The sequence below is a fragment of the Pseudomonas sp. genome, assembly GCF_048269965.1.
Classification (GTDB): Bacteria; Pseudomonadota; Gammaproteobacteria; order Pseudomonadales; family Pseudomonadaceae; genus Aquipseudomonas.
The window spans coordinates 15,470-34,101 of sequence record NZ_JBLWTV010000011.1; the positions used below are offsets into that span (position 1 = coordinate 15,470).

At 61.8% G+C, this 18,632-nt stretch carries 16 protein-coding genes; 10 read left to right on the forward strand and 6 right to left on the reverse strand.

Going from position 1 to position 18,632, the window contains the following annotated elements; all coding sequences use genetic code 11:
* Positions 1–311: 311 nt before the first annotated feature.
* The 3 genes from ACN0X6_RS14080 (at position 312) to ACN0X6_RS14090 (ending at position 5,581) form a co-directional block, all read left to right on the forward strand.
* Positions 312–2,714 carry a TonB-dependent siderophore receptor gene (locus tag ACN0X6_RS14080; RefSeq protein ID WP_417704797.1) on the forward strand — a complete coding sequence of 801 codons (2,403 nt, stop codon included), beginning with the start codon at positions 312–314 and terminating at the stop codon, positions 2,712–2,714.
* Positions 2,715–2,819: 105 nt separating this feature from the next.
* Positions 2,820–4,262 carry a TldD/PmbA family protein gene (locus ACN0X6_RS14085; RefSeq protein ID WP_417704799.1) on the forward strand — a complete coding sequence of 481 codons (1,443 nt, stop codon included), beginning with the start codon at positions 2,820–2,822 and terminating at the stop codon, positions 4,260–4,262.
* Positions 4,262–5,581, forward strand: a complete 1,320-nt coding sequence (locus tag ACN0X6_RS14090) for a TldD/PmbA family protein (protein WP_417704800.1) — start codon at positions 4,262–4,264, stop codon at positions 5,579–5,581. The genes ACN0X6_RS14085 and ACN0X6_RS14090 overlap by 1 nt, the downstream gene beginning before the upstream one ends.
* Here the strand turns inward: ACN0X6_RS14090 and ACN0X6_RS14095 are convergent.
* The 3 genes from ACN0X6_RS14095 to ACN0X6_RS14105 all read right to left on the reverse strand — a co-directional run bounded on the left by ACN0X6_RS14095 (position 5,576) and on the right by ACN0X6_RS14105 (position 7,319).
* The gene (locus tag ACN0X6_RS14095) at positions 5,576–5,881 is read right to left on the reverse strand and encodes a type II toxin-antitoxin system RelE/ParE family toxin (RefSeq protein WP_417704802.1); all 306 of its coding nucleotides are present in this window, start codon (positions 5,879–5,881) and stop codon (positions 5,576–5,578) included. The genes ACN0X6_RS14090 and ACN0X6_RS14095 overlap by 6 nt on opposite strands.
* Positions 5,869–6,126 (reverse strand): type II toxin-antitoxin system Phd/YefM family antitoxin, encoded by a 258-nt coding sequence (locus ACN0X6_RS14100; protein WP_021487971.1) that lies wholly within the window; start codon positions 6,124–6,126, stop codon positions 5,869–5,871. Before ACN0X6_RS14100 ends, ACN0X6_RS14095 begins: the two co-directional genes overlap by 13 nt.
* 68 nt (positions 6,127–6,194) lie before the next feature.
* Positions 6,195–7,319: a methyltransferase gene (locus ACN0X6_RS14105; RefSeq protein ID WP_417704804.1), complete on the reverse strand. Its 1,125-nt coding sequence runs from the start codon at positions 7,317–7,319 to the stop codon at positions 6,195–6,197.
* A gap of 69 nt (positions 7,320–7,388) precedes the next feature.
* Between ACN0X6_RS14105 and ACN0X6_RS14110 the strand changes: the two genes are divergently transcribed.
* Positions 7,389–8,165, forward strand: a complete 777-nt coding sequence (locus tag ACN0X6_RS14110) for a ferredoxin--NADP reductase (protein WP_417704806.1) — start codon at positions 7,389–7,391, stop codon at positions 8,163–8,165.
* Here ACN0X6_RS14110 and ACN0X6_RS14115 read toward each other — a convergent pair whose 3' ends face one another.
* Entirely contained in the window at positions 8,166–9,191 is a 1,026-nt protein-coding gene (locus ACN0X6_RS14115) for a CNNM domain-containing protein (protein ID WP_417704808.1), read from the reverse strand. It abuts the gene before it with no gap.
* A 102-nt stretch (positions 9,192–9,293) separates the two neighbouring features.
* Positions 9,294–9,440 carry a hypothetical protein gene (locus ACN0X6_RS14120; protein ID WP_417704809.1) on the reverse strand — a complete coding sequence of 49 codons (147 nt, stop codon included), beginning with the start codon at positions 9,438–9,440 and terminating at the stop codon, positions 9,294–9,296.
* A 255-nt stretch (positions 9,441–9,695) separates the two neighbouring features.
* Between ACN0X6_RS14120 and katB the strand changes: the two genes are divergently transcribed.
* The 4 genes from katB to ACN0X6_RS14140 all read left to right on the forward strand — a co-directional run bounded on the left by katB (position 9,696) and on the right by ACN0X6_RS14140 (position 12,470).
* Positions 9,696–11,204 carry a catalase KatB gene (katB, locus tag ACN0X6_RS14125; RefSeq protein WP_417705019.1) on the forward strand — a complete coding sequence of 503 codons (1,509 nt, stop codon included), beginning with the start codon at positions 9,696–9,698 and terminating at the stop codon, positions 11,202–11,204.
* A 58-nt stretch (positions 11,205–11,262) separates the two neighbouring features.
* The gene (locus tag ACN0X6_RS14130; protein WP_417704811.1) at positions 11,263–11,817 is read left to right on the forward strand and encodes an ankyrin repeat domain-containing protein; all 555 of its coding nucleotides are present in this window, start codon (positions 11,263–11,265) and stop codon (positions 11,815–11,817) included.
* Positions 11,818–11,874: 57 nt separating this feature from the next.
* Entirely contained in the window at positions 11,875–12,123 is a 249-nt protein-coding gene (locus ACN0X6_RS14135) for a YdcH family protein (protein ID WP_417704812.1), read from the forward strand.
* A gap of 68 nt (positions 12,124–12,191) precedes the next feature.
* Positions 12,192–12,470, forward strand: a complete 279-nt coding sequence (locus ACN0X6_RS14140) for a YdcH family protein (protein WP_417704814.1) — start codon at positions 12,192–12,194, stop codon at positions 12,468–12,470.
* A gap of 91 nt (positions 12,471–12,561) precedes the next feature.
* Here the strand turns inward: ACN0X6_RS14140 and ACN0X6_RS14145 are convergent, their stop codons facing one another.
* Positions 12,562–13,056: a GNAT family N-acetyltransferase gene (locus ACN0X6_RS14145; RefSeq protein WP_417704815.1), complete on the reverse strand. Its 495-nt coding sequence runs from the start codon at positions 13,054–13,056 to the stop codon at positions 12,562–12,564.
* 92 nt (positions 13,057–13,148) lie between these two features.
* Here ACN0X6_RS14145 and radA point away from each other — a divergent pair, with 92 nt between their 5' ends.
* A complete protein-coding gene (gene radA, locus ACN0X6_RS14150; RefSeq protein WP_417704817.1) occupies positions 13,149–14,507 on the forward strand; it encodes a DNA repair protein RadA in 1,359 nt (452 codons plus the stop codon).
* A gap of 1,133 nt (positions 14,508–15,640) precedes the next feature.
* Entirely contained in the window at positions 15,641–18,511 is a 2,871-nt protein-coding gene (locus ACN0X6_RS14155; RefSeq protein WP_417704819.1) for an autotransporter outer membrane beta-barrel domain-containing protein, read from the forward strand.
* Positions 18,512–18,632: the final 121 nt, after the last annotated feature.

Here is an 18,632-nt window from a genome sequence, read left to right on the forward strand (position 1 = left end):
TTCCAATCTGATAGCTGCCGGACTGCATCCACGTAGGGTGGACAACGCTCTTTTTGTCCACCGTCTTTGGCCGACCCCGTTACCAGGCCGATAGTGGACAAGCCTTGGTCGTACAAACGCTGTAGCCCGGATGCAATCCGGGATCGGCAAACAAAGCCCCCGGATTGCATCCGGGCTACGACTGGGTGATGCCACGAATCTTTTTCGAAAATATTTGCATTGCCGGTTCAGGAATGCGAATTACCTTCGTCTTCTTTTTCTGCAAATGCGACTTTTTCGCATGAATGGCCAGCAGAACACAGGATATCCGTATGCGTTCGATTCCCTTCTTCCCGACGTTGATCGTGCTTTCCCTCGGCCTCGCTGCAGCGCAGGTGCAGGCCGTCGAGCTCGACATCCCGGCCCAGCCTCTGGATTCGGCGCTCACCGATTTCGCCGAGCAGGCCGGCATCCGCCTGCTCTACGATGCCAGCCTGACTCGCGGGATCAGTGGCCGCCAGGCACTCAAGGGGGATTATTCCGTCGGCGAAGGGCTGCAGCAGTTGCTGCAGGGCAGCGGCCTGACCTTCAGTGTCGGCGCCGACGGCACCGTCACGCTGATCCCGCGTCCTGATAACAGCGATGTGCTGGAGCTGGGCGCCACCACCGTCAGCGGCCAGCTCGATGGCCGCCGCGACCTGCCGGCCAGCTATGCCGGCGGCCAGGTGGCGCGCGGCGCGAACATCGGCCTGCTGGGCAACCAGGACATGCAGGACGTGCCCTTCGCCTTTTCCAGCTACACCTCCGAGCTGATCGAAACGCGCCAGGCGCAGACCCTGGCCGATGTGCTGGCCAGCGACCCGGGCGTGCGCCAGTCCTACGGCTTCGGCAACTTCTCGCAGGTCTTCGTCGTACGCGGCTTCCAGCTGTACAGCGATGACATCGCCTTCAATGGTCTGTACGGGATATTGCCGCGGCAGATCATTTCCACCGAGTCGGTCGAGCGCGTCGAGGTATTCAAGGGCGCCAACGCCTTCATCAATGGCGTGGCGCCTGGCGGCAGTGGCGTCGGCGGGGCGATCAACGTGGTCTCCAAGCGCGCCGAGGACACCCCGACCCGCAGCTTCACCCTGGACTACGCCAACGACAGTCGCGTGGGCGGGCATCTCGATCTTGGGCGTCGCTTCGGCGAGGACAACCGCTTCGGTGTACGGGTCAACCTGGCGCAACGTGAAGGCGAGACGGCCGTCGACGACGAGCATTCGCGTTTCAGCCTGGCCACCGTTGCCCTGGACTACCGTGGCGAGCGCCTGCGCCTGGCAGCCGACCTTGGCTACCAGAAGCAGCGCGTCAACGAGGGACGTTCCGTTGTCTACCTGACCACGACGGGCATCACCTCGACCTTGAATGGCAAGGTGCCGTCCGTGCCTGACTCCAGACACAACTACGCCCAGCCCTGGAGCTGGTCGCAGCTGGAAGACAGCTATGGCATGTTCAGCGCCGAGTACGATCTGTCGCCGTCCTGGACCGCCTACCTGATCGGCGGCGGCAAGTACACGCGGGAGAACGGCGTGTACGCCTCCAACTACGTCTATGGCGCCGATGGTGCGGCCCGCATCGGCCGCCTGTATTCGCCGCTCGACCAGGAAACCCTGAGCCTGGCCACGGGGCTGCGCGGCGAACTGCAGAGCGGCCCGGTCAGCCACAAGGTCAATCTGGCGGCCAACGGCATCTGGCAGGAAAAGCGTAACGCCTTCGAGTCCACCGCCGCTGGTAGCCGTGGCAATGGCAACTTGTACGAAGCGCTGCCGATTGCAGAGCCGCCCGCCACCAGCGTCTCCGGCGATCTGCATGACCCGGACACCACCTCCAAGGTGCAGAACAAAAGCCTGGCGGTCTCCGACACCCTGGGTTTTGTCGATGATCGTGTGCTGCTGACGTTGGGCCTGCGCCGGCAGACCATTGGCGCCGACGCCTGGAGCGCGGCCAGTGGCGCCCGTACCTCCAACTACCAGGACAGCATCACCACGCCCGCCTATGGCCTGGTGATCAAGCCCACCGAGTACCTCTCGCTCTATGCCAACCGTGTGGAGTCGCTGCAGCAGGGGCCGACGGCGCCCAATGCGGCGAACAATCGCGGAACGATGTTCGCGCCGTACCGCTCCAAGCAGACCGAGCTGGGGGTGAAGCTCGACTGGGGTCGCTTCGGCGGCAACCTGAGTGTCTTCCGTATCGAGCAGCCGCAAGGTGTGCTCGACGGCAGTGGCAACTACGGCGTGGATGCCGAGCAGCGTAACCGTGGTATCGAGCTGAGCCTGTTCGGCGAGCCGCTCAGCGGGTTACGCCTGTTGGGAGGGGCGACCTGGACCGAAGCCGAGCTGCGCGGCACGGTCGGTGGTGGCAACGATGGCAACCAGGCCGTCGGGGTGCCCGAATTCCAGTTCAATGTCGGTGCCGACTGGGATGTGCCGGGCGTGCCGGGGCTGAGCCTCAATGGCCTGCTGTTGCGCACCGGTGGTCAGTATGTCGATACCGCCAATGACTACGGCATCCCGGCCTGGACCCGCGTCGATCTGGGCGCACGCTACAAGACTCGTCTCGACCAGCGCGCCGTGACCTTCAACGCGATAGTGGAGAACGTCGCCGACGAGAGCTACTGGGCCTCGGCCAATGGTGGCTACCTGACCCAGGGCGCGCCGCGTACCGTCAAGGTCTCGGCTACGGTCGATTTCTGATCGGGAGCGGGGCGGCGTCTGGCTTTTGCTTGCCGGTCGGCGGTTGATCCCGGCGCGTGCTTGTTCCCATACTGGCCTCCTTTCGTCGCCAGCCAAGGAAGCCCGATGTTCGCCCTCAGCGATACCCTGCAGCGCCGCTTCGCCGCGCTGAAATCCACTGCCGACTACTGGTCGCTGCGCCATGTGTGCGAGAGCAGGGAGTCCTACTGGGTGCGGCGGCGTGTGGCGCAGGCGCCTTCCTTCGTCGACGATGCTGGCGCCATGTTGACCGTGCGTATCGCCGGTGTCGAAGCCTATGCGGCCACCAGCGATCTCAGTCAGGCCGGCTTGCAGGCCGCGCTGGAGCGCGCCGAGCAGATGGCACGCACGTTGGCTGGGCACAACCTGCTCGACCTCGCCTGCCTGCCGTACCCCACCGAGCAAAGCGACGATGTGATGCCGGGTTACGCGCAGCCGCTGGCGGGTGCCGGCTACTGGTTCGAGTTGCTGATGGCCGAGTCGGCGCGGATTCCACAGGATGCGCGTCTGGTCGACAGCCATGTCGGCTTGACCTTCACCTGCCATGAGCAGATCTACCTCAACAGCGCGGGCGCCTGCCTGCGCCGTGCCCAGCGCTACGTCTTCCCGCAGGTGGGCGTCACCGCCAGCGACGAGCATGACAGCCAGAGCCGCAGTTTCGGCGGCACTCATCTGGCGCGGCAGGGCGGTGCCGAGGTGCTGCAGCAGTTGGGCGTGATCGGCAGTGCCGAGCGCATTGCCGACGAGGCATTGCAACTGCTGCTGGCGCCCAACACCCCGAACGGTTCGCGTGACCTGCTGTTGATGCCGGACCAGATGATCCTGCAGATCCACGAGTCCATCGGCCATCCACTGGAGCTGGACCGCATTCTCGGTGACGAGCGCAACTTCGCCGGCACCAGTTTCATTCGCCAGGAAGATTTCGGTCATTACCCATATGGCTCGTCGCTGCTCAACGTGACCTTCGATCCGGGCGTGCCAGGCGAGCTGGCCAGCTACTGCCATGATGACGATGGCACTCCGGCGCAGCGCCATTACCTGATCCGCGATGGCGTCCTGCAGCGCCCGCTCGGCGGTGCGCTGTCGCAGTGGCGCAGTGGTCTGCCGGGTGTGGCCAACAGCCGTGCGTGCAGTTGGAACCGGCCGCCCATCGACCGCATGGCCAATCTCAATCTGGAGCCGGGTGACAAGACCCAGGCCGAGCTGATCGGCGGCATCGAACGCGGCATCCTGATGAGCAACAACCGCTCCTGGTCGATCGACGATGCGCGCAACAAATTCCAGTTCGGCTGCGAATGGGGCCAGTTGATCGAAAACGGCGAACTCAAGGGTGTGGTGAAGAACCCCAATTACCGCGGCATCAGCTCGCGGTTCTGGCGCAACCTGCGCGCGGTAGGCGACGCCAGCACCTTCGAGGTGATGGGCACGCCCTATTGCGGCAAGGGCGAACCCAACCAGGTGATCCGTGTCGGGCACGCCTCGCCGGCCTGCGTCTTCGCCGATATCGACGTTTTCGGAGGGGCTGCCTGATGGATGCACGTCAGCATTTCAGTGCGTTGCTGGAGCAGCTGCAGGCGCAGGTGGTGGGCGAGGAGGGTTTTACCCTGGCCTACGGCGCCGAGGTGTCCAGCTTCATCCGTTTCAACCAGGGCCAGGTGCGTCAGGCCGGGCAGGTGCAGCAGGCCTACGTCACCCTGTCGCTGTACCAGGGCCAGCGCCATGCCGAAAGCAAACTGGCGCTCAGCGGTGTGCTTGACGAGGATTTGCCGCGCCTGCAGCAAATAGTGCAGCGCCTGCGTGGCGTGCTGCCAACCTTGAGTGACGACCCTTATCTGCGCGTGAACGCTGAGGCCTGGCGCAGCGAGTTGGCGGGCGAAGCGGTGCGACTCGATGGCGCGGCCATGGCGCAGCAGATCGTCACGGCGGCGGCTGGTCTGGATCTGGTCGGCTTTCTGGCCGTGGGGCCGCAGTACCAGGGCTTCGCCAGTTCCTGGGGCGCGTTCGGCTGGTACGCCGCGAGCAGTTTCAACTTGGAGTTCAGCCTGTTTCACGGCAACGGCCAGGCAGTGAAAAGCGCTTATGCCGGCACGCAGTGGGACGCCCAGGCCTTCGCTCGCAAGCTGGAGCGTGCACGGCAACAGCTGGAGTTTCTCGGTCGACCGGCCAAGGCGCTGCAGCCAGGGACCTATCGCGCCTACCTCGCGCCGGCTGCGCTGGAAGAGCTGGTCAGCCTGTGCTGCTGGGGCTTCGGCGCCCAGGCGCTGGCGTCAGGTGGCAGCCCGTTGCAGCGTCTGTTCAACGGCAAGGCCGAACTCAGCCCGTTGCTGACGATGGACGAACGCATCGAGGGTGGCTTGGCGCCGGCTTTCACCTCCGAAGGGCCACGCCAGCCGCTGCGCCTGATCGGCCAGGGGCGACCTGGCGAACGCCTGGTCAGCTCGCGCAGTGCCGCAGAATATGGACTGATCGCAAATGGTGCGTGCAGTGGCGAATATCCGCTGTCCTTGCACATGCGAGGCGGTGAGCTGGACGAGCACGACGTGCTGCAACGGCTCGGCACCGGGCTGTATATCGGTAACCTGTGGTACGGCAACTTCTCCGACCTGCCCGCCGCGCGCCTGACCGGCATGACCCGCTTCGCCACCTTCTGGGTCGAGGATGGGCAGATCCAGGCGCCGGTGGACACCATGCGTTTCGATGATTCGCTGTTCGACTTCCTCGGCCCGCAACTGGAGGCGTTGACCCGCGAACCTGAGCTGCTGCTGCCAGGCGGCACTTACGGCGCCAGGCAGACGGGCTCGATGGCCTTGCCGGGCGCCTTGCTGTCGCGCTTTACCCTGACGTTATGACGATGACTCGAGCATCTGGGCGCGCAGCACGCGCTCCTCTCGCATGATGTGGATGATGAAAACCGTTGTGTCTGTATAACGGTAGAAAATTCGGCAGGGTGGGACGACGATTTCGCGGTACACCGAGTGTGGAAGCTCATCAGGAACGCGGCCCGACAGGGGGAAATCCACTAACCGTGAGACTGTTTCAACGACTCTTCTGACCAGTGCTCGCGCGGCATCCGGTTTGTCGAGGGCGATGTAGTGCGCGAGATCGTCGAGCTGCTCGAGGGCGGTGTTCGTCCAGACTATTTCAGCCATTTGCTCAGCCTTTCCTTGGCCTGCTCATGGTTCAGGGTGTTGCCCTCGATTACGGCACGTTCACCGCGAGCCAGAGCATCCAGAAGGGCGAGACGCTTCTGCATGAACTGGTAGTCATCGACATCCACCAGATAAGCCGAAGGCATTCCATGTTCGGTGATCAGTACAGGTTCTTTGGACTCGTGAAGGTCGGCCAGAATCTTGGTGGCCTGTCGCTTCAGGTTGGTGACCAACTCGACTTTCATGGACGGTGCCCGCTGCGCAGATGAAAGTGCCACTTTAGTGATACTTTTCGGCCGTTACAATCAACGGGTCACTTTCTCGCCTTGAGCACCACGAATTTCGGATTGGCCGCCACCTGCTCGACGCCACGGAACAGGCGCGCCAGCTTGGCGTGGTAGCCCAGGTGGCGGTTGCCGACGATCCACAGTTCACCACCGGTGACCAGCGCCGCGCGGGCTTGCTGGAACATGCGCCAGGCAAGGAAGTCGCCGACCACCTGCTGCTGGTGGAAGGGCGGGTTGCACAGCACCATATCCAGCGAGTCGGCGGGCTGTTCGGCCAGACCGTCGCCAGCGCGTATGGTCACTGGTCGTTCACCGAGTGCCGCGCGCCAGTTTTCCTGCGCCGATTGCACGGCCATATAGGACTCGTCCACCAGCGTCAGCTCCGCCTGCGGGCTACCCAGGGCGTAGGCGATGCCGAGCACGCCGTTGCCACAACCGAGATCGGCGACGCGCACGCGCCCGAGGTGGCGTGGCAGATGCGGAAGAAAGGCGCGGGTGCCGATATCCAGGCCGTCACGGCAGAACACGTTGGCATGGTTGACCAGCTCCAGCGCCGGTTTATCCAGGCGGTAGCGGGTCGGGTAGGGCGAGTGCGGCATTGCCTTGGTTTCAGGCGTGGCGACCAGCAGGCGGGCTTTTTTCACCGCCAGCGAAGCCTGCACCGGGCCGACGTATTGCTCCAGCAGATCACCGGCGGCGCGCGGCAGGTGCTTGATCATCGCCCCTGCGACCACGCGGGCGCCCGGCGCCAACTGGCCGTGCAGACGAATCAGTTGCTCCTCCAGCAGCGCCAGGGTCTTCGGCACGCGAATCAGCACCCAGTCGAACGGCCCTTGCGGAGTTTCGCAGCTCGGCAGAAAGGTCACCGTCTCGCCACCCAGGCCGTTACTGGCGAGATTCTTCTGCAGGGCGAGAAAGCCCAGGTGCGAATCGCCGCTGCTGGTCACCTGGCAGTGCCCGGCCAGCGAGCAGGTGAGGGCGCCGAAGCTGTCGTTGAGCACCAGCACACGGCTGCCTGCCTCGATGCCTTGCTCATGAAGATGACCCAGCAGGTATTCGTCGGCGGCATCGAAGGCTTGTAGCGGCTCGTTCGCCTGGTGCGGCTGACGCTGCAGTTCGAGGCTGGCGAAGGGAGTTTCGAGAGTAGGCATGCAAACCTTCGGTGTTTGTCGCTGGCCGATTGCGCCAGACTGAGCGGGTATTCAATGAAGGGGGCGATTATGACCGTCAGCGAAGACAAGTTCACCCGTCAGACGCTGCTCGAGGTACACAGCCTGACGCCGAGCCTGTTCACCCTGCGCACCACCCGTGACCCGGGGTTTCGTTTCCGCGCCGGGCAGTTCGTGCGCCTGGGCGTGGAGAAAGCCGATGGCAGCGTGGTCTGGCGCGCCTATTCGCTGGTGTCCGCGCCGCATGACGAGTTTCTCGAGTTCTTCTCCATCGTGGTGCCGGGCGGCGAGTTCACCAGCGAGTTGAGCAGACTGCGCGTGGGCGACAGCCTGCTGGTGGAAAAGATGGCCACCGGCTATCTGACCCTGGACCGCTTCGTCGACGGCCGTGACCTCTGGCTGCTGGGCAGTGGTACCGGCATCGCGCCGTTTTTGTCGATCCTGCAAGACTTTGAGGTGTGGCAGCGCTTCGAGCGTATCGTGCTGGTGTACAGCGCGCGCAGCTTCGCCGAGCTGGCTTATCAGCCACTGATCAGGAGTTTTGGCGAGCTGGAACACCTGGCCGAATTCGCTCACAAGCTCACCTACCTGCCGGTGGTCACCCGCGAGCAGGCGGCGGACTGCCTGAATGCGCGTATCACCGATCTGCTCGACAAGGGTGAGTTGGAGCGGGCAGCGGGCCTGCAGCTGGCGCCCGAGCATTCACGAGTGATGATTTGCGGCAACCCGCAGATGATCGACGACATTCGTCAGCGCCTGAAGGCGCGCGGCCTGAATCTGAGCCTGACCCGGCGACCGGGTCAGGTGGCGGTGGAGAACTACTGGTGATCAGTCTTCGCGGATCGCCTTGAGTCGATGTTCCCAGCGGCGCTTGGCGAAGCGGCGCATGTTGGGGATATCGTCGGTCTCGTCGAGGATCGGCTTGCCGATGATGGTTTCCATGATGTCTTCCAGTGTCACCAGGCCGTGCCAGCTACCGAACTCGTCGTACACCAGGCACATGTGCTGACGCTCCTGCATGAGCAGGGTCATCAGGGTTTCCACGTTCATGCTGTCCGGCACGACCTTGAGCGGTTTCATGATCTGGGTGATCGGTTCGTCATCGTTCTCGGCCGCCAGGGCGTCATAACGGAACACCACGCCCAGCGGCGACTCGTCCTCGCCGATCACCGGGTAACGGGAGAACTGGCTCTCGCGGGCACGCGCCTTGAACGCAGCGATCGATTCATCCGGTGCGGCGGATTCGCAGACGATGCGCGGGGTCATTATGTCGCGCAGGCGAATCTCGTGCAGATCGAGGATGTTGCTGATCACCCGCTGCTCGTCTTCGTCGAGCTTGCCCACTTCGCGGCCAAGCAGGGTCAGGGCCTTGATCTCCTGGCGAATGTCGTGCTCTGGCTCCTTGCCGCCGAACAGACGCATGATCAGGTCCGACATGACGATGAACGGCTTGAGCAGCAGGATCATCGCTCGCAGCAGGCTGGGCAGGAAGGGTGCCAGGGCGCGCCAGTAACGGGCACCGATGGTCTTCGGCAGAATCTCCGAAAGCACCAGGATCAACAGGGTCATGACCGCCGAGGCGATACCCAGGTAACCGTCGCCGAAGACGATCGCCACCTGTGCACCGACACCGGTCGCACCAACGGTATGCGCCACGGTATTGAGGGTCAGGATGGCCGCCAGCGGCTGGTCGATCTTGTCTTTGAGCTCTTTCAGCCTTTCGTACAGCTGCGGTTTGGCAACCTTCTGCTGAGCGATGTAACTGGGCGTGAGGGAGAGCAGGGCGGCTTCGAGGATGGAGCAGATGAACGAAACCAGAATGGAGAGGACAGCGAACGCTATCAGGAGTGTCATGTAGGGGGATAAGTGGCCAATGGCCGGCCAATTTAGCGGAAAGGTCGCTGCGAGCGTATTTCAAGCTGCAACAATTCATGTCCGCACGCCCCGCTCGCGGTTTCAGTAGGCCAGGCGCAGGCGCTCCAGTTCGGTCTTGGTGATACCCGCTTCATCTTTCTTGCCCTGCCAGTTTTTGCCGTTACAGGCATCTTCACCGACCCAGGCGCTTCTTACTCGCCCCTGTATGGCGAGCAGCAGCGGATGCATGGGCGTCTTGTCATGTACTGGAAGCAGGGTGCTTTTTTCGTCAGTAGGTTTCGGCAGGCCAACGGTCAATGTCGCGGCTCTCATGGCAGATGTGCGCCGATCAGAGGAATAATCATTGACTATCGTTACGCTTTACTTTTTCAATTTCGATCAGCCGTTGCCTCCCTCGTAGTCTTGCAAGGCGTGCCAAGACGCGCCTTTTGAGACCATAACGAGGTAATCCCTATGTCCCTTCATTCGCGCACGCCTTCGGCCATGCGCCTGATCGCAGTTGCTCTGGTTGCCAGCATGATGTCCCTTTCCGTTCATGCCGCACCTCTGACCCGTGACAATGGTGCGCCTGTGGGCGATAACCAGAACTCGCAGACCGCTGGTGCCTCGGGCCCAACTCTGCTGCAGGATGTACAACTGATTCAGAAGCTGCAGCGCTTCGATCGTGAACGCATTCCAGAGCGTGTGGTTCACGCCCGCGGCACTGGCGCCCACGGTGAGTTCACCGCCACCGCCGACATTTCCGATCTGACCATCGCCAAGGTGTTCGAGAAAGGCAGCAAGACGCCTGTATTCGTACGTTTCTCCAGCGTCGTACATGGCCTGCATTCGCCGGAAACCCTGCGTGATCCGCGTGGTTTCGCTACCAAGTTCTATACCGCCGAGGGTAACTGGGATCTGGTGGGCAATAACTTCCCGACCTTCTTCATTCGCGATGCCATCAAATTCCCGGACATGGTTCACGCCTTTAAACCGGACCCGCGCACCAACCTGGATGACAGCCGCCGCACTTTCGACTTCTTCTCGCACATTCCCGAAGCGACCCGCACGCTGACTCAGCTGTTCTCCAACGAGGGCACGCCGGCCAGCTATCGTGAGATGGACGGTAATGGCGTGCACGCCTACAAGCTGGTTAGTGCCGAGGGGCAGGCGCATTACGTCAAGTTTCACTGGAAGAGCCAGCAGGGCGTGAAGAACCTGGACCCGCGCCAAGTGGCCGAAGTGCAGGCCAATGACTACAGCCACATGACACGTGATCTGGTCGAGGCCATCGAGCGTGGCGACTACCCCAAATGGGATCTTTACATTCAGGTGCTCAAGCCCGAGGATCTGGCCAAGTTCTCCTTCGATCCTCTGGATGCCACCAAGATCTGGCCCGACGTCCCCGCGCGCAAGATCGGCCAGATGGTGCTGAACAAGAATCCGGACAACGTGTTCCAGGAAACCGAGCAGGTTGCCATGGCGCCGTCCAACCTGGTGCCGGGTATCGAGCCTTCCGAGGATCGCCTGCTTCAGGGCCGTCTGTTCGCGTATGCCGACACCCAGATGTACCGCCTCGGTGCCAATGGCCTGCACCTGCCAATCAACGCCGCGATGGTGGCGGTGAACAACGGCAATCAGGATGGTGCGATGAATCTGGCAGCGACCAAAACGTCGGTCAACTACCAGCCCAGCCGCCTGCAGCCGCGTGAAGAAACCCCTCACGCCCGCTACAGCCAACTGCCGCTTTCCGGCACCACCCAGCAGGCGAAGATTCAGCGTGAGCAGAACTTCAAGCAAGCCGGCGATTTGTATCGCTCCTACAGCAAGAAAGAGCAGCGCGATTTGATCAATAGCCTAGGTGGCGCGCTGGCGCCGGTCGACGACGAGAGCAAGCATCTGATGCTGTCGTACTTTTACAAAGCGGATGTTGACTACGGCACCGGCCTGACCAAAGTTGCCAAAGGTGATCTTAAGCGTGTCCAGCAACTGGCCGCGAAACTGCAGGACTGAGTCCTGAGCCGGGCCGGGGCGAGGATCGCTCCGGCTGCGGCGCACACGGAGAGTTGCCATGCCTGTAAGTTTGTTGTTGATCCTGTTGCTGGCGTGCGGCGTGGTTCGCGCCGAGACAGCCGAATTTGCGTCGGCTGATGCCGAACAAGTACGTGCCCAGCTCCAGTACTACTATTTCGATGCTGCGCGACGTGGCGATACGTCCATGTTCGAGAAGTTCATCGCCGCTGGTTATGACCTCGACAGCGCCGATGGCCAGGGCTATACCGCCCTGATTCTGGCTGCCTATCACGGCCATGACGCTCTGGTACAACGCCTGCTGGCCGCCGGTGCCGATCCTTGTGCACAAGATCGCCGTGGCAATACCGCACTGATGGGCGCCATATTCAAAGGCGAGCTGAGTATCGCCAGGCGTCTGCTCGGCGCCCGCTGCCATCCCGATCAGCGCAATGGCGCCGGTCAGACTGCAGCGATGTACGCGGCGTTGTTCCAGCGTCGTGAGTTGCTCCAGATGCTGGCTGAACGTGGCGCGGACCTGCAGGCCGAGGATGTTCTGGGCAACAGCGCCGCTCGCCTTGAACAGGGCGAAATTCACGGGCAACTGAGACGCTGACGGGCAGCGACGCAAGCTTCGGCTAGGCTAAGGATGTTATCCTCTGGGAGGTTTCTCATGCCGCTCGAACATCACCCGTTGACCCGCGAATTCCCTCAGCAAGGCGACGTCATGCGCAAGCTGATGCAAAGTGACCCGCATTTCCCTCGCCTGGCTGGCGAGTACGAGGCGCTGGACAAGCGCATCTACGAAATAGAGGACGGCCGCGAGGCTGCCGACGACCTGACCTTGCAGGGGCTCAAACTGCAGCGTGTGGGTCTCAAGGACGAGATCGCCGATCTGTTGCGCAAGGCGGGCAGTGCTTGATCCGGATCAAATGAACGGTCGACGTGTGGCGCTAGGCTGGAGCCATCTTTCTTGTCAGAGGCTTCATCATGCACGTCGACCATCACCCGCTGGTTCATGACTTCGCCGAACTGCGCGACGAACTGCAGCGCCTGCGGCAGAGCGATGAACACTTCGCGCGCCAGGCCGAAGAGTACGAAGCGCTGGACAAGCGCATCTGCCGCATCGAGGAGGGTATCGAGTTGCTCGATGACGTTACCCTCAGCGCGCTGAAACTCCACCGTGTAGCGATGAAGGACGAGCTGGCGCGCCAGCTCAAACGCGCTGCAGGTCAGTGCTGCGGTTGTGGCAATGGCTGTCGGGGTTGATGCCCGGAACAGGTGGCGCACTCAGCGCCCCTTGCGGGATCGCTACCGGTAGGGTGCGCCGTGCGCACCGGCTTTGCATGGCATCAAGACCTCAATGCACGGGCGGGTTGATCAGATAAGTGAGCAGCCCGTCCGCCTCTTCTTCCGTCCATACCGGTCGCGCCGGCCTGGGCCATTCGCTCAGCAGCTGCTGCCAGAAGGCACAGGCCAGCTCATCCTGGCGGTAGAAGCGCAGCAGCCAGGGCCTGCCATCGCCCATCACCTGCTGTACCAGGGCGCGACCGATGCCCTGGCGACGATACTTTTTCAGGATGAACAGGTCGGCGAATTCTGGCGCATCGAGACCGGCTAACTCGCTCCGTTCGATCAGCAGGAAACCGGCGATGAAGCCATCGACCAGTATCAGTTGCGCACTCCAGCCCGGCTCCTGCCAATAGCGCTGCAGGTGGGGGTGGTGGATGTAGAAACGTCCGTCCGTCTCCACGTCTTCCTGCTCCCAGTCCGAACTTTCGTAGGCGTAGAACTGGTAGAGGTTGGCCAGCAGCGCCAGCTGTTCGGTGCTGGTGGGGAGCAGTTGAATCTGCATATGGGCATTCCGGGCAGAGTGGCAGTGGTCTGTAAATTTATCCAGTTGTTCGGTATCGTTCCAGTCTTCGTTCAGCGGCAGGATCGATCGCAATGGCCAAGGCAAAACGCATGTACGGCTGCACCGAGTGCGGCGCCACCTTTCCCAAATGGGCAGGGCAGTGTGGTGAGTGCGGCGCCTGGAATACCTTGGTCGAAACCCTGGTGGAGGGCGCCACGCCCAGCGGGCGCACTGGCTGGGCTGGCGACAAGGCCAATATCAAGACCCTGGCTGAAGTCAGTGTCGAGGAAATTCCGCGCTTTTCCACCGCTTCCGGCGAGCTCGATCGGGTGCTCGGTGGCGGTCTGGTGGATGGCTCGGTGGTGCTTATCGGTGGCGACCCAGGCATCGGCAAGTCGACCATCCTGCTGCAGACCCTGTGCAATATCGCCACGCGTTTTCCCGCCCTCTACGTCACTGGTGAGGAGTCGCAGCAGCAGGTGGCCATGCGTGCGCGGCGGCTGGACCTGCCGCAGGACAAGCTCAAGGTAATGACCGAAACCTGCATCGAATCGATCATCGCCACCGTGCGCCAGGAAAAGCCCAAGGTCATGGTGATCGACTCGATCCAGACCATTTTCACTGAGCAACTGCAGTCGGCGCCTGGCGGTGTGGCCCAGGTACGCGAAAGTGCGGCGCTGCTGGTGCGCTTCGCCAAGCAGAGCGGCACGGCGATCTTTCTCGTCGGCCACGTCACCAAGGAAGGCGCGTTGGCCGGCCCGCGCGTGCTGGAGCACATGGTCGACACTGTGCTGTATTTCGAGGGCGAGTCCGACGGTCGCTTGCGCCTGCTAAGGGCGGTGAAGAACCGTTTCGGCGCGGTCAACGAACTGGGCGTATTCGGCATGACCGACAAGGGCCTGAAGGAAGTCTCCAACCCTTCGGCGATCTTCCTCACCCGCGCGCAGGAGGCGGTGCCCGGCAGTGTGGTGATGGCCACCTGGGAAGGCTCGCGACCGATGCTGGTGGAGGTGCAGGCGCTGGTCGACACCAGTCATCTGGGCAATCCGCGCCGCGTCACCCTGGGCCTGGATCAGAACCGCCTGGCCATGCTCCTGGCGGTTCTGCATCGCCACGGCGGCATTCCAACCTATGACCAGGACGTGTTCCTCAACGTGGTTGGCGGGGTCAAGGTGCTGGAAACGGCGTCTGACCTGGCGCTGATGGCAGCGGTCATCTCCAGCCTGCGCAACCGGCCGCTGCAGCACGACCTGCTGGTGTTCGGCGAGATCGGCCTGTCCGGCGAGATTCGTCCGGTGCCGAGTGGTCAGGAGCGCCTCAAGGAGGCGGCCAAACACGGCTTCAAGCGCGCCATCGTGCCCAAGGGCAATGCGCCCAAGGAAGCTCCGCCGGGCTTGCAGGTCATCGCCGTGACACGTCTGGAGCAGGCGCTTGACGCATTGTTCGACTGAGCCTTGGTGACGTAGGCCGTCCGCCATGTGGTCGGCGAGTCTGCTGGCTGAGCGCGAGGTACGAACCGCTTTGGGGCAGCACTGAAACACTGTCATTCCTGCGAAAGAGGGAATCCAGAACCTGTGGATCTCCGGGGCTCGTGCATTCGCGGAGTGACGATAAGTTACTTTTTAAGAATATTCTTAGTGCCGGGCTCTGGCTTGTTCAGCTTTTGGTCAGGGACTGTGCGTTAAAGTTTTCCTCGTTGTCTCGTTCGAGGCAATGTTCACTTTGAACTCGATCGGCATACCGTGCGCTTCCTATATATGGAAGCCTGCAGTGTACTTCTGTGTGGGTGGCTTGCTCGTTGTAACTGCGCGTGGTTGCAGAATCATTTTTTGTGACTGCGTGCCCGGCAATAAGAGAGTCGTCAAACTGTTGGTGTTTGAAGGTGTTCAGTTGTTGATGTGGCCTTGATGTCGTTACCGGCAGGGGCGGCACAGTGGCGTGATATCGGATGGCCGCTGAAAAGTTCGAGTGTGCAAACTTCACTCTCAGGCAAGCCTGTTGTTAATCGTTCGATGTTGTCAGTGGCCTTTCACCAGAGAGTGCATTCGATAGTCTCTGCTGGTCCTCTTTGGCGCGCCTTTGCCAGCGCTTGAGGCAGGGGCTATGGAGTTCAGGTCAGGTGGTCAGTGCAATGCTGATTGCGGTGGCAAAAGAAGGCTAAAGGCCAGTCAGTGTCGCGCTTCAGGCAGTTTTAATGCAGCGGTCATGGTGCAGATAGTGTCTGGATATACGCCTTGGTAATTTGCGTTACTTGAGAAAGTTGCCTTGGGTGCTTTATGTCGATTTGCCTTCTTGGAAGGGTGATTTCACTTTTTGGCGAAGTGTCTTTATTGGAATCAGTTGTTTCGTGGGTTTGAAGCTTGAGTTCTGGGTGGTGTGCGTTGCGTGCGGTGCATGGAGTGACTCGGAACTTGCAGGCGCGTATGCGTGCGCAGTGATTTACGAGTAGGCACGGTGTGCCTGAAGTGAAAAATTACATTAATTTGGATAACGTGAATTCATTATGAATAAGGTAAAACAGCATGGCCTAAGCCCCTTGAGAGCGCGGTCGAGCAGTCTTCTGGCGATAACGTCGTGTTCGGCAATGGCCGCCATTGCCTGCATCCCAGCGCTGGCGCTGGGGGCCAATGAGTGTGGGGTCGGTCCCACGGTCGTGTGTAACGGTACCGGGAACCCTTATGCAGATGGCATTAACTACACCGGTGCGAATAACCACGTAACGCTGGCCGCAGGTACGGTCGTCGATACAACCGGGGGCAATCCGCTTGGTGCTCATTCGGATACCACCGTAGGTATCGGCCTGGGCGTTCCGTCAGTCACGACCGCGGGTAATGCCGCTCTCACGGTCGAGGAGGGGGCCAGCGTCATCATCGCGCAGGACAACACCCATGGTCTTGTCATTCGTGGCTCCTCGGGTGACTCGACCGGTACGCTGGTCAACAATGGCTCGGTCTCGCTGCAGGGAACAGGCGGCCGGGCGATCTACGTGTTCACCAATGGTGATGTCTCTGTCACCAACGGTTCCAGTGGCGTTCTCTCCGGGAACGCTGCCTTCGGCATCTTTGCCCAGGATGCGGGCGTCGATCATGCGGTCACCGTCGTCAACGATGGCGAGATCAATCTGACCGCTGATGGCTCGACCGGTATTCGCGCCGTTGCCTCGGGCGCTGCGGGCTCGGCATCGGTGATTCAGAACGGTACGGTGTCTGCGGGGGCCGGCGGCATCGGTGTGGACATTCGCCTGGGTTCCACGGCCGCAAGTACCGGCACGTTCGTGAACACCGGTACGATCACGGGGGGAACCGGGGTCAGTTTTTCCCAGGGGCAGGGAAGGATAACGGCGACCAACACGGGCTCCATCATCGGTACGGATGCCACGTCCAGCGGCCTGCTGGTTGGTAGCGGTGTCGCCAATATCACCAATGCCGGGCTCATCTTCGGCAGCACGGGTGTGACGCTGCAGACGGATAACAACAGCCTGACCAACACTGGAACCATTACCGGAATCGGCGGTACGGCCGTTGCTGTTGCGGGCAACGACAATACCCTGACCCTTGCCGATGGCTCCGTACTCAATGGGGCAGCTGTCAGCACGGGGACGGGCAATAGTCTGCAATTGCAGGGTTCGGGTTTCGTCTCAGGCGATCTTTCAGGGTTCTCCAGTCTGGACGTGTCCGGATCGCTCTGGCAGGTCGGCGGGGCTGTCTCGACGACATCCGGTTCGCTGGCCATCAACTCCGGGACGTTGCAGATCGGTGCGGGCGGCACCACCGGCTCCATCACAGGGGATGTAGTCAATAACGGTACGCTGGCCTTCAGCCGTTCCGATGACATCACCTACGCGGGTGTCATATCCGGCAGTGGTGGGCTGGCGCAGATCGGCGCGGGTACCACGACGCTGACGGGAGCCAATGTCTACGGCGGGGAGACGCATGTAACGGCCGGGCGACTGGCTGCCGGCAATGCCGGTGCATTCAGTTCCAGCTCCAGCTACAGGATCGATGCTGGCGGTGTGCTGGACCTGAACGGTTTCAGTCATGCGCTGAGCAGCGTGACGAATGCGGGCGAAATCCGCATCGGTGATAGTGCCACTGCCACCTTCACGACGAACAACTACGTGGGTAGCGGCGGTGTCATTGCCCTCAGCACCTACCTGGGGGCAGATGGATCAGCGTCCGATCGCATCGTTATCGATGGCGGTACGGCTACGGGTACTACCACGCTGTCGATCGCCAATGTGGGCGGCCCCGGTGCGCTCACCACGGCCAACGGCATCCAGATTGTCGAAGCCATCAATGGCGCGACGACCTCTGCCGATGCGTTTCGTCTCAATGCGCCGGTGGTGGCCGGTGCTTTCGAGTACAGCCTGTATCGAGGCGGTCTCGATAGAGGCATGAGCGATCAGGACTGGTTCCTGCGCTCCATCGATACCTCGTCTGCTGGTGGGCCGGGTAACCAAGCGCTGAGTGCTTCAGCGCAGACTGTGCGTGTCTATTCCGATCAGCTCGGCAATTATGCGCTGTCGACCCTTGGTTCTTTGCAGCAGCGTAAAGGTCATAGCATCTGGCTGAAGGGTATTGCCGATGGCGCTGAGAAAGGCAGCCGCAGTGAGACGAGCCCGGCCGGTTCCTGGGGACGTGTGGCTGGCGAATACGGCTCTTACGCCCCCAAGAAGGGTTCGCCCTATACCCAGCACATCGGTTTCATGCAGCTCGGCTATGAAAACACGGCTGTGCAGAATGATCACGGCGTGCTCAACGCCGGTCTCTACGCAACCCTGGGCACGTCGCACGTCAATGTCGACGTCACCCGCGATTCGGCAAGTGGCGAGAAGCGCAGGGGCAAGATCACCACGACCGGCTACGGTGTAGGCGCCAGTGCTACCTGGCTGGAGGAAAGTGGCCTCTATGCCGACTCCGTGGGGCAGTTGACCTGGTATGACAGCACGCTATCGAGCAAGACGGCGGGTGGCAACAAAGGCTGGTCGTCCGTGATGAGCCTGGAGGTCGGTCAGCGTCTTGATGCCGGTTCGGATTGGGCGGTGGTTCCGCAAGCTCAATTGGCATGGACTCACGTCGCCTTCGACAGTTTCAGGGACGAACATGGTGCACGCATCGTTCAGGCCAGAAACGATAGCCTCAAAGGTCGTGTCGGTATCCAGGTTGAGCCGCCCGTGAGCTGGTACGGCGACAAGCGCCAGAACAATCCGGTGAAGCTGTACGGCATTGCCAACCTGAGCTACGACATCCTTTCCGGCAGTGAAGTCGATGTCGCCAAGGTTCGTCTCAAGCAGGACAGCCCGCCTCTTTGGGGGGAACTGGGGGTTGGTGGCAGCGTCGCTCGGCAAGACAACTGGAGTGCGTCTGGGGAGATCAGCTATGCCGAGGCTCTTGGGGCCGGCCGCTCCGACAATCATGCGTTCAAGGGAACGATCGGCGTGAGCTACGCCTGGTAAGTGCCTGGCAGGGCGGCAACCACTCCAAGCCCTTGCTAGCCGGCATGAGCATCGTTCGTTCGGTGTGCGAAGGGCTTTTCCGTTCGAAGGCAGGGTGCTGCAATTGCGGCGTCCTGCCGCA

Coding starts and splice junctions, on each gene's coding strand:
- ACN0X6_RS14080 (WP_417704797.1), top strand. CDS start 312: ATGCGTTCGATTCCCTTCTTCCCGACGTTGATCGTGCTTTCCCTCGGC.
- ACN0X6_RS14085 (WP_417704799.1), top strand. CDS start 2,820: ATGTTCGCCCTCAGCGATACCCTGCAGCGCCGCTTCGCCGCGCTGAAA.
- ACN0X6_RS14090 (WP_417704800.1), top strand. CDS start 4,262: ATGGATGCACGTCAGCATTTCAGTGCGTTGCTGGAGCAGCTGCAGGCG.
- ACN0X6_RS14095 (WP_417704802.1), bottom strand. CDS start 5,881: ATGGCTGAAATAGTCTGGACGAACACCGCCCTCGAGCAGCTCGACGAT.
- ACN0X6_RS14100 (WP_021487971.1), bottom strand. CDS start 6,126: ATGAAAGTCGAGTTGGTCACCAACCTGAAGCGACAGGCCACCAAGATT.
- ACN0X6_RS14105 (WP_417704804.1), bottom strand. CDS start 7,319: ATGCCTACTCTCGAAACTCCCTTCGCCAGCCTCGAACTGCAGCGTCAG.
- ACN0X6_RS14110 (WP_417704806.1), top strand. CDS start 7,389: ATGACCGTCAGCGAAGACAAGTTCACCCGTCAGACGCTGCTCGAGGTA.
- ACN0X6_RS14115 (WP_417704808.1), bottom strand. CDS start 9,191: ATGACACTCCTGATAGCGTTCGCTGTCCTCTCCATTCTGGTTTCGTTC.
- ACN0X6_RS14120 (WP_417704809.1), bottom strand. CDS start 9,440: ATGCATCCGCTGCTGCTCGCCATACAGGGGCGAGTAAGAAGCGCCTGG.
- katB (WP_417705019.1), top strand. CDS start 9,696: ATGCGCCTGATCGCAGTTGCTCTGGTTGCCAGCATGATGTCCCTTTCC.
- ACN0X6_RS14130 (WP_417704811.1), top strand. CDS start 11,263: ATGCCTGTAAGTTTGTTGTTGATCCTGTTGCTGGCGTGCGGCGTGGTT.
- ACN0X6_RS14135 (WP_417704812.1), top strand. CDS start 11,875: ATGCCGCTCGAACATCACCCGTTGACCCGCGAATTCCCTCAGCAAGGC.
- ACN0X6_RS14140 (WP_417704814.1), top strand. CDS start 12,192: ATGCACGTCGACCATCACCCGCTGGTTCATGACTTCGCCGAACTGCGC.
- ACN0X6_RS14145 (WP_417704815.1), bottom strand. CDS start 13,056: ATGCAGATTCAACTGCTCCCCACCAGCACCGAACAGCTGGCGCTGCTG.
- radA (WP_417704817.1), top strand. CDS start 13,149: ATGGCCAAGGCAAAACGCATGTACGGCTGCACCGAGTGCGGCGCCACC.
- ACN0X6_RS14155 (WP_417704819.1), top strand. CDS start 15,641: ATGGCCGCCATTGCCTGCATCCCAGCGCTGGCGCTGGGGGCCAATGAG.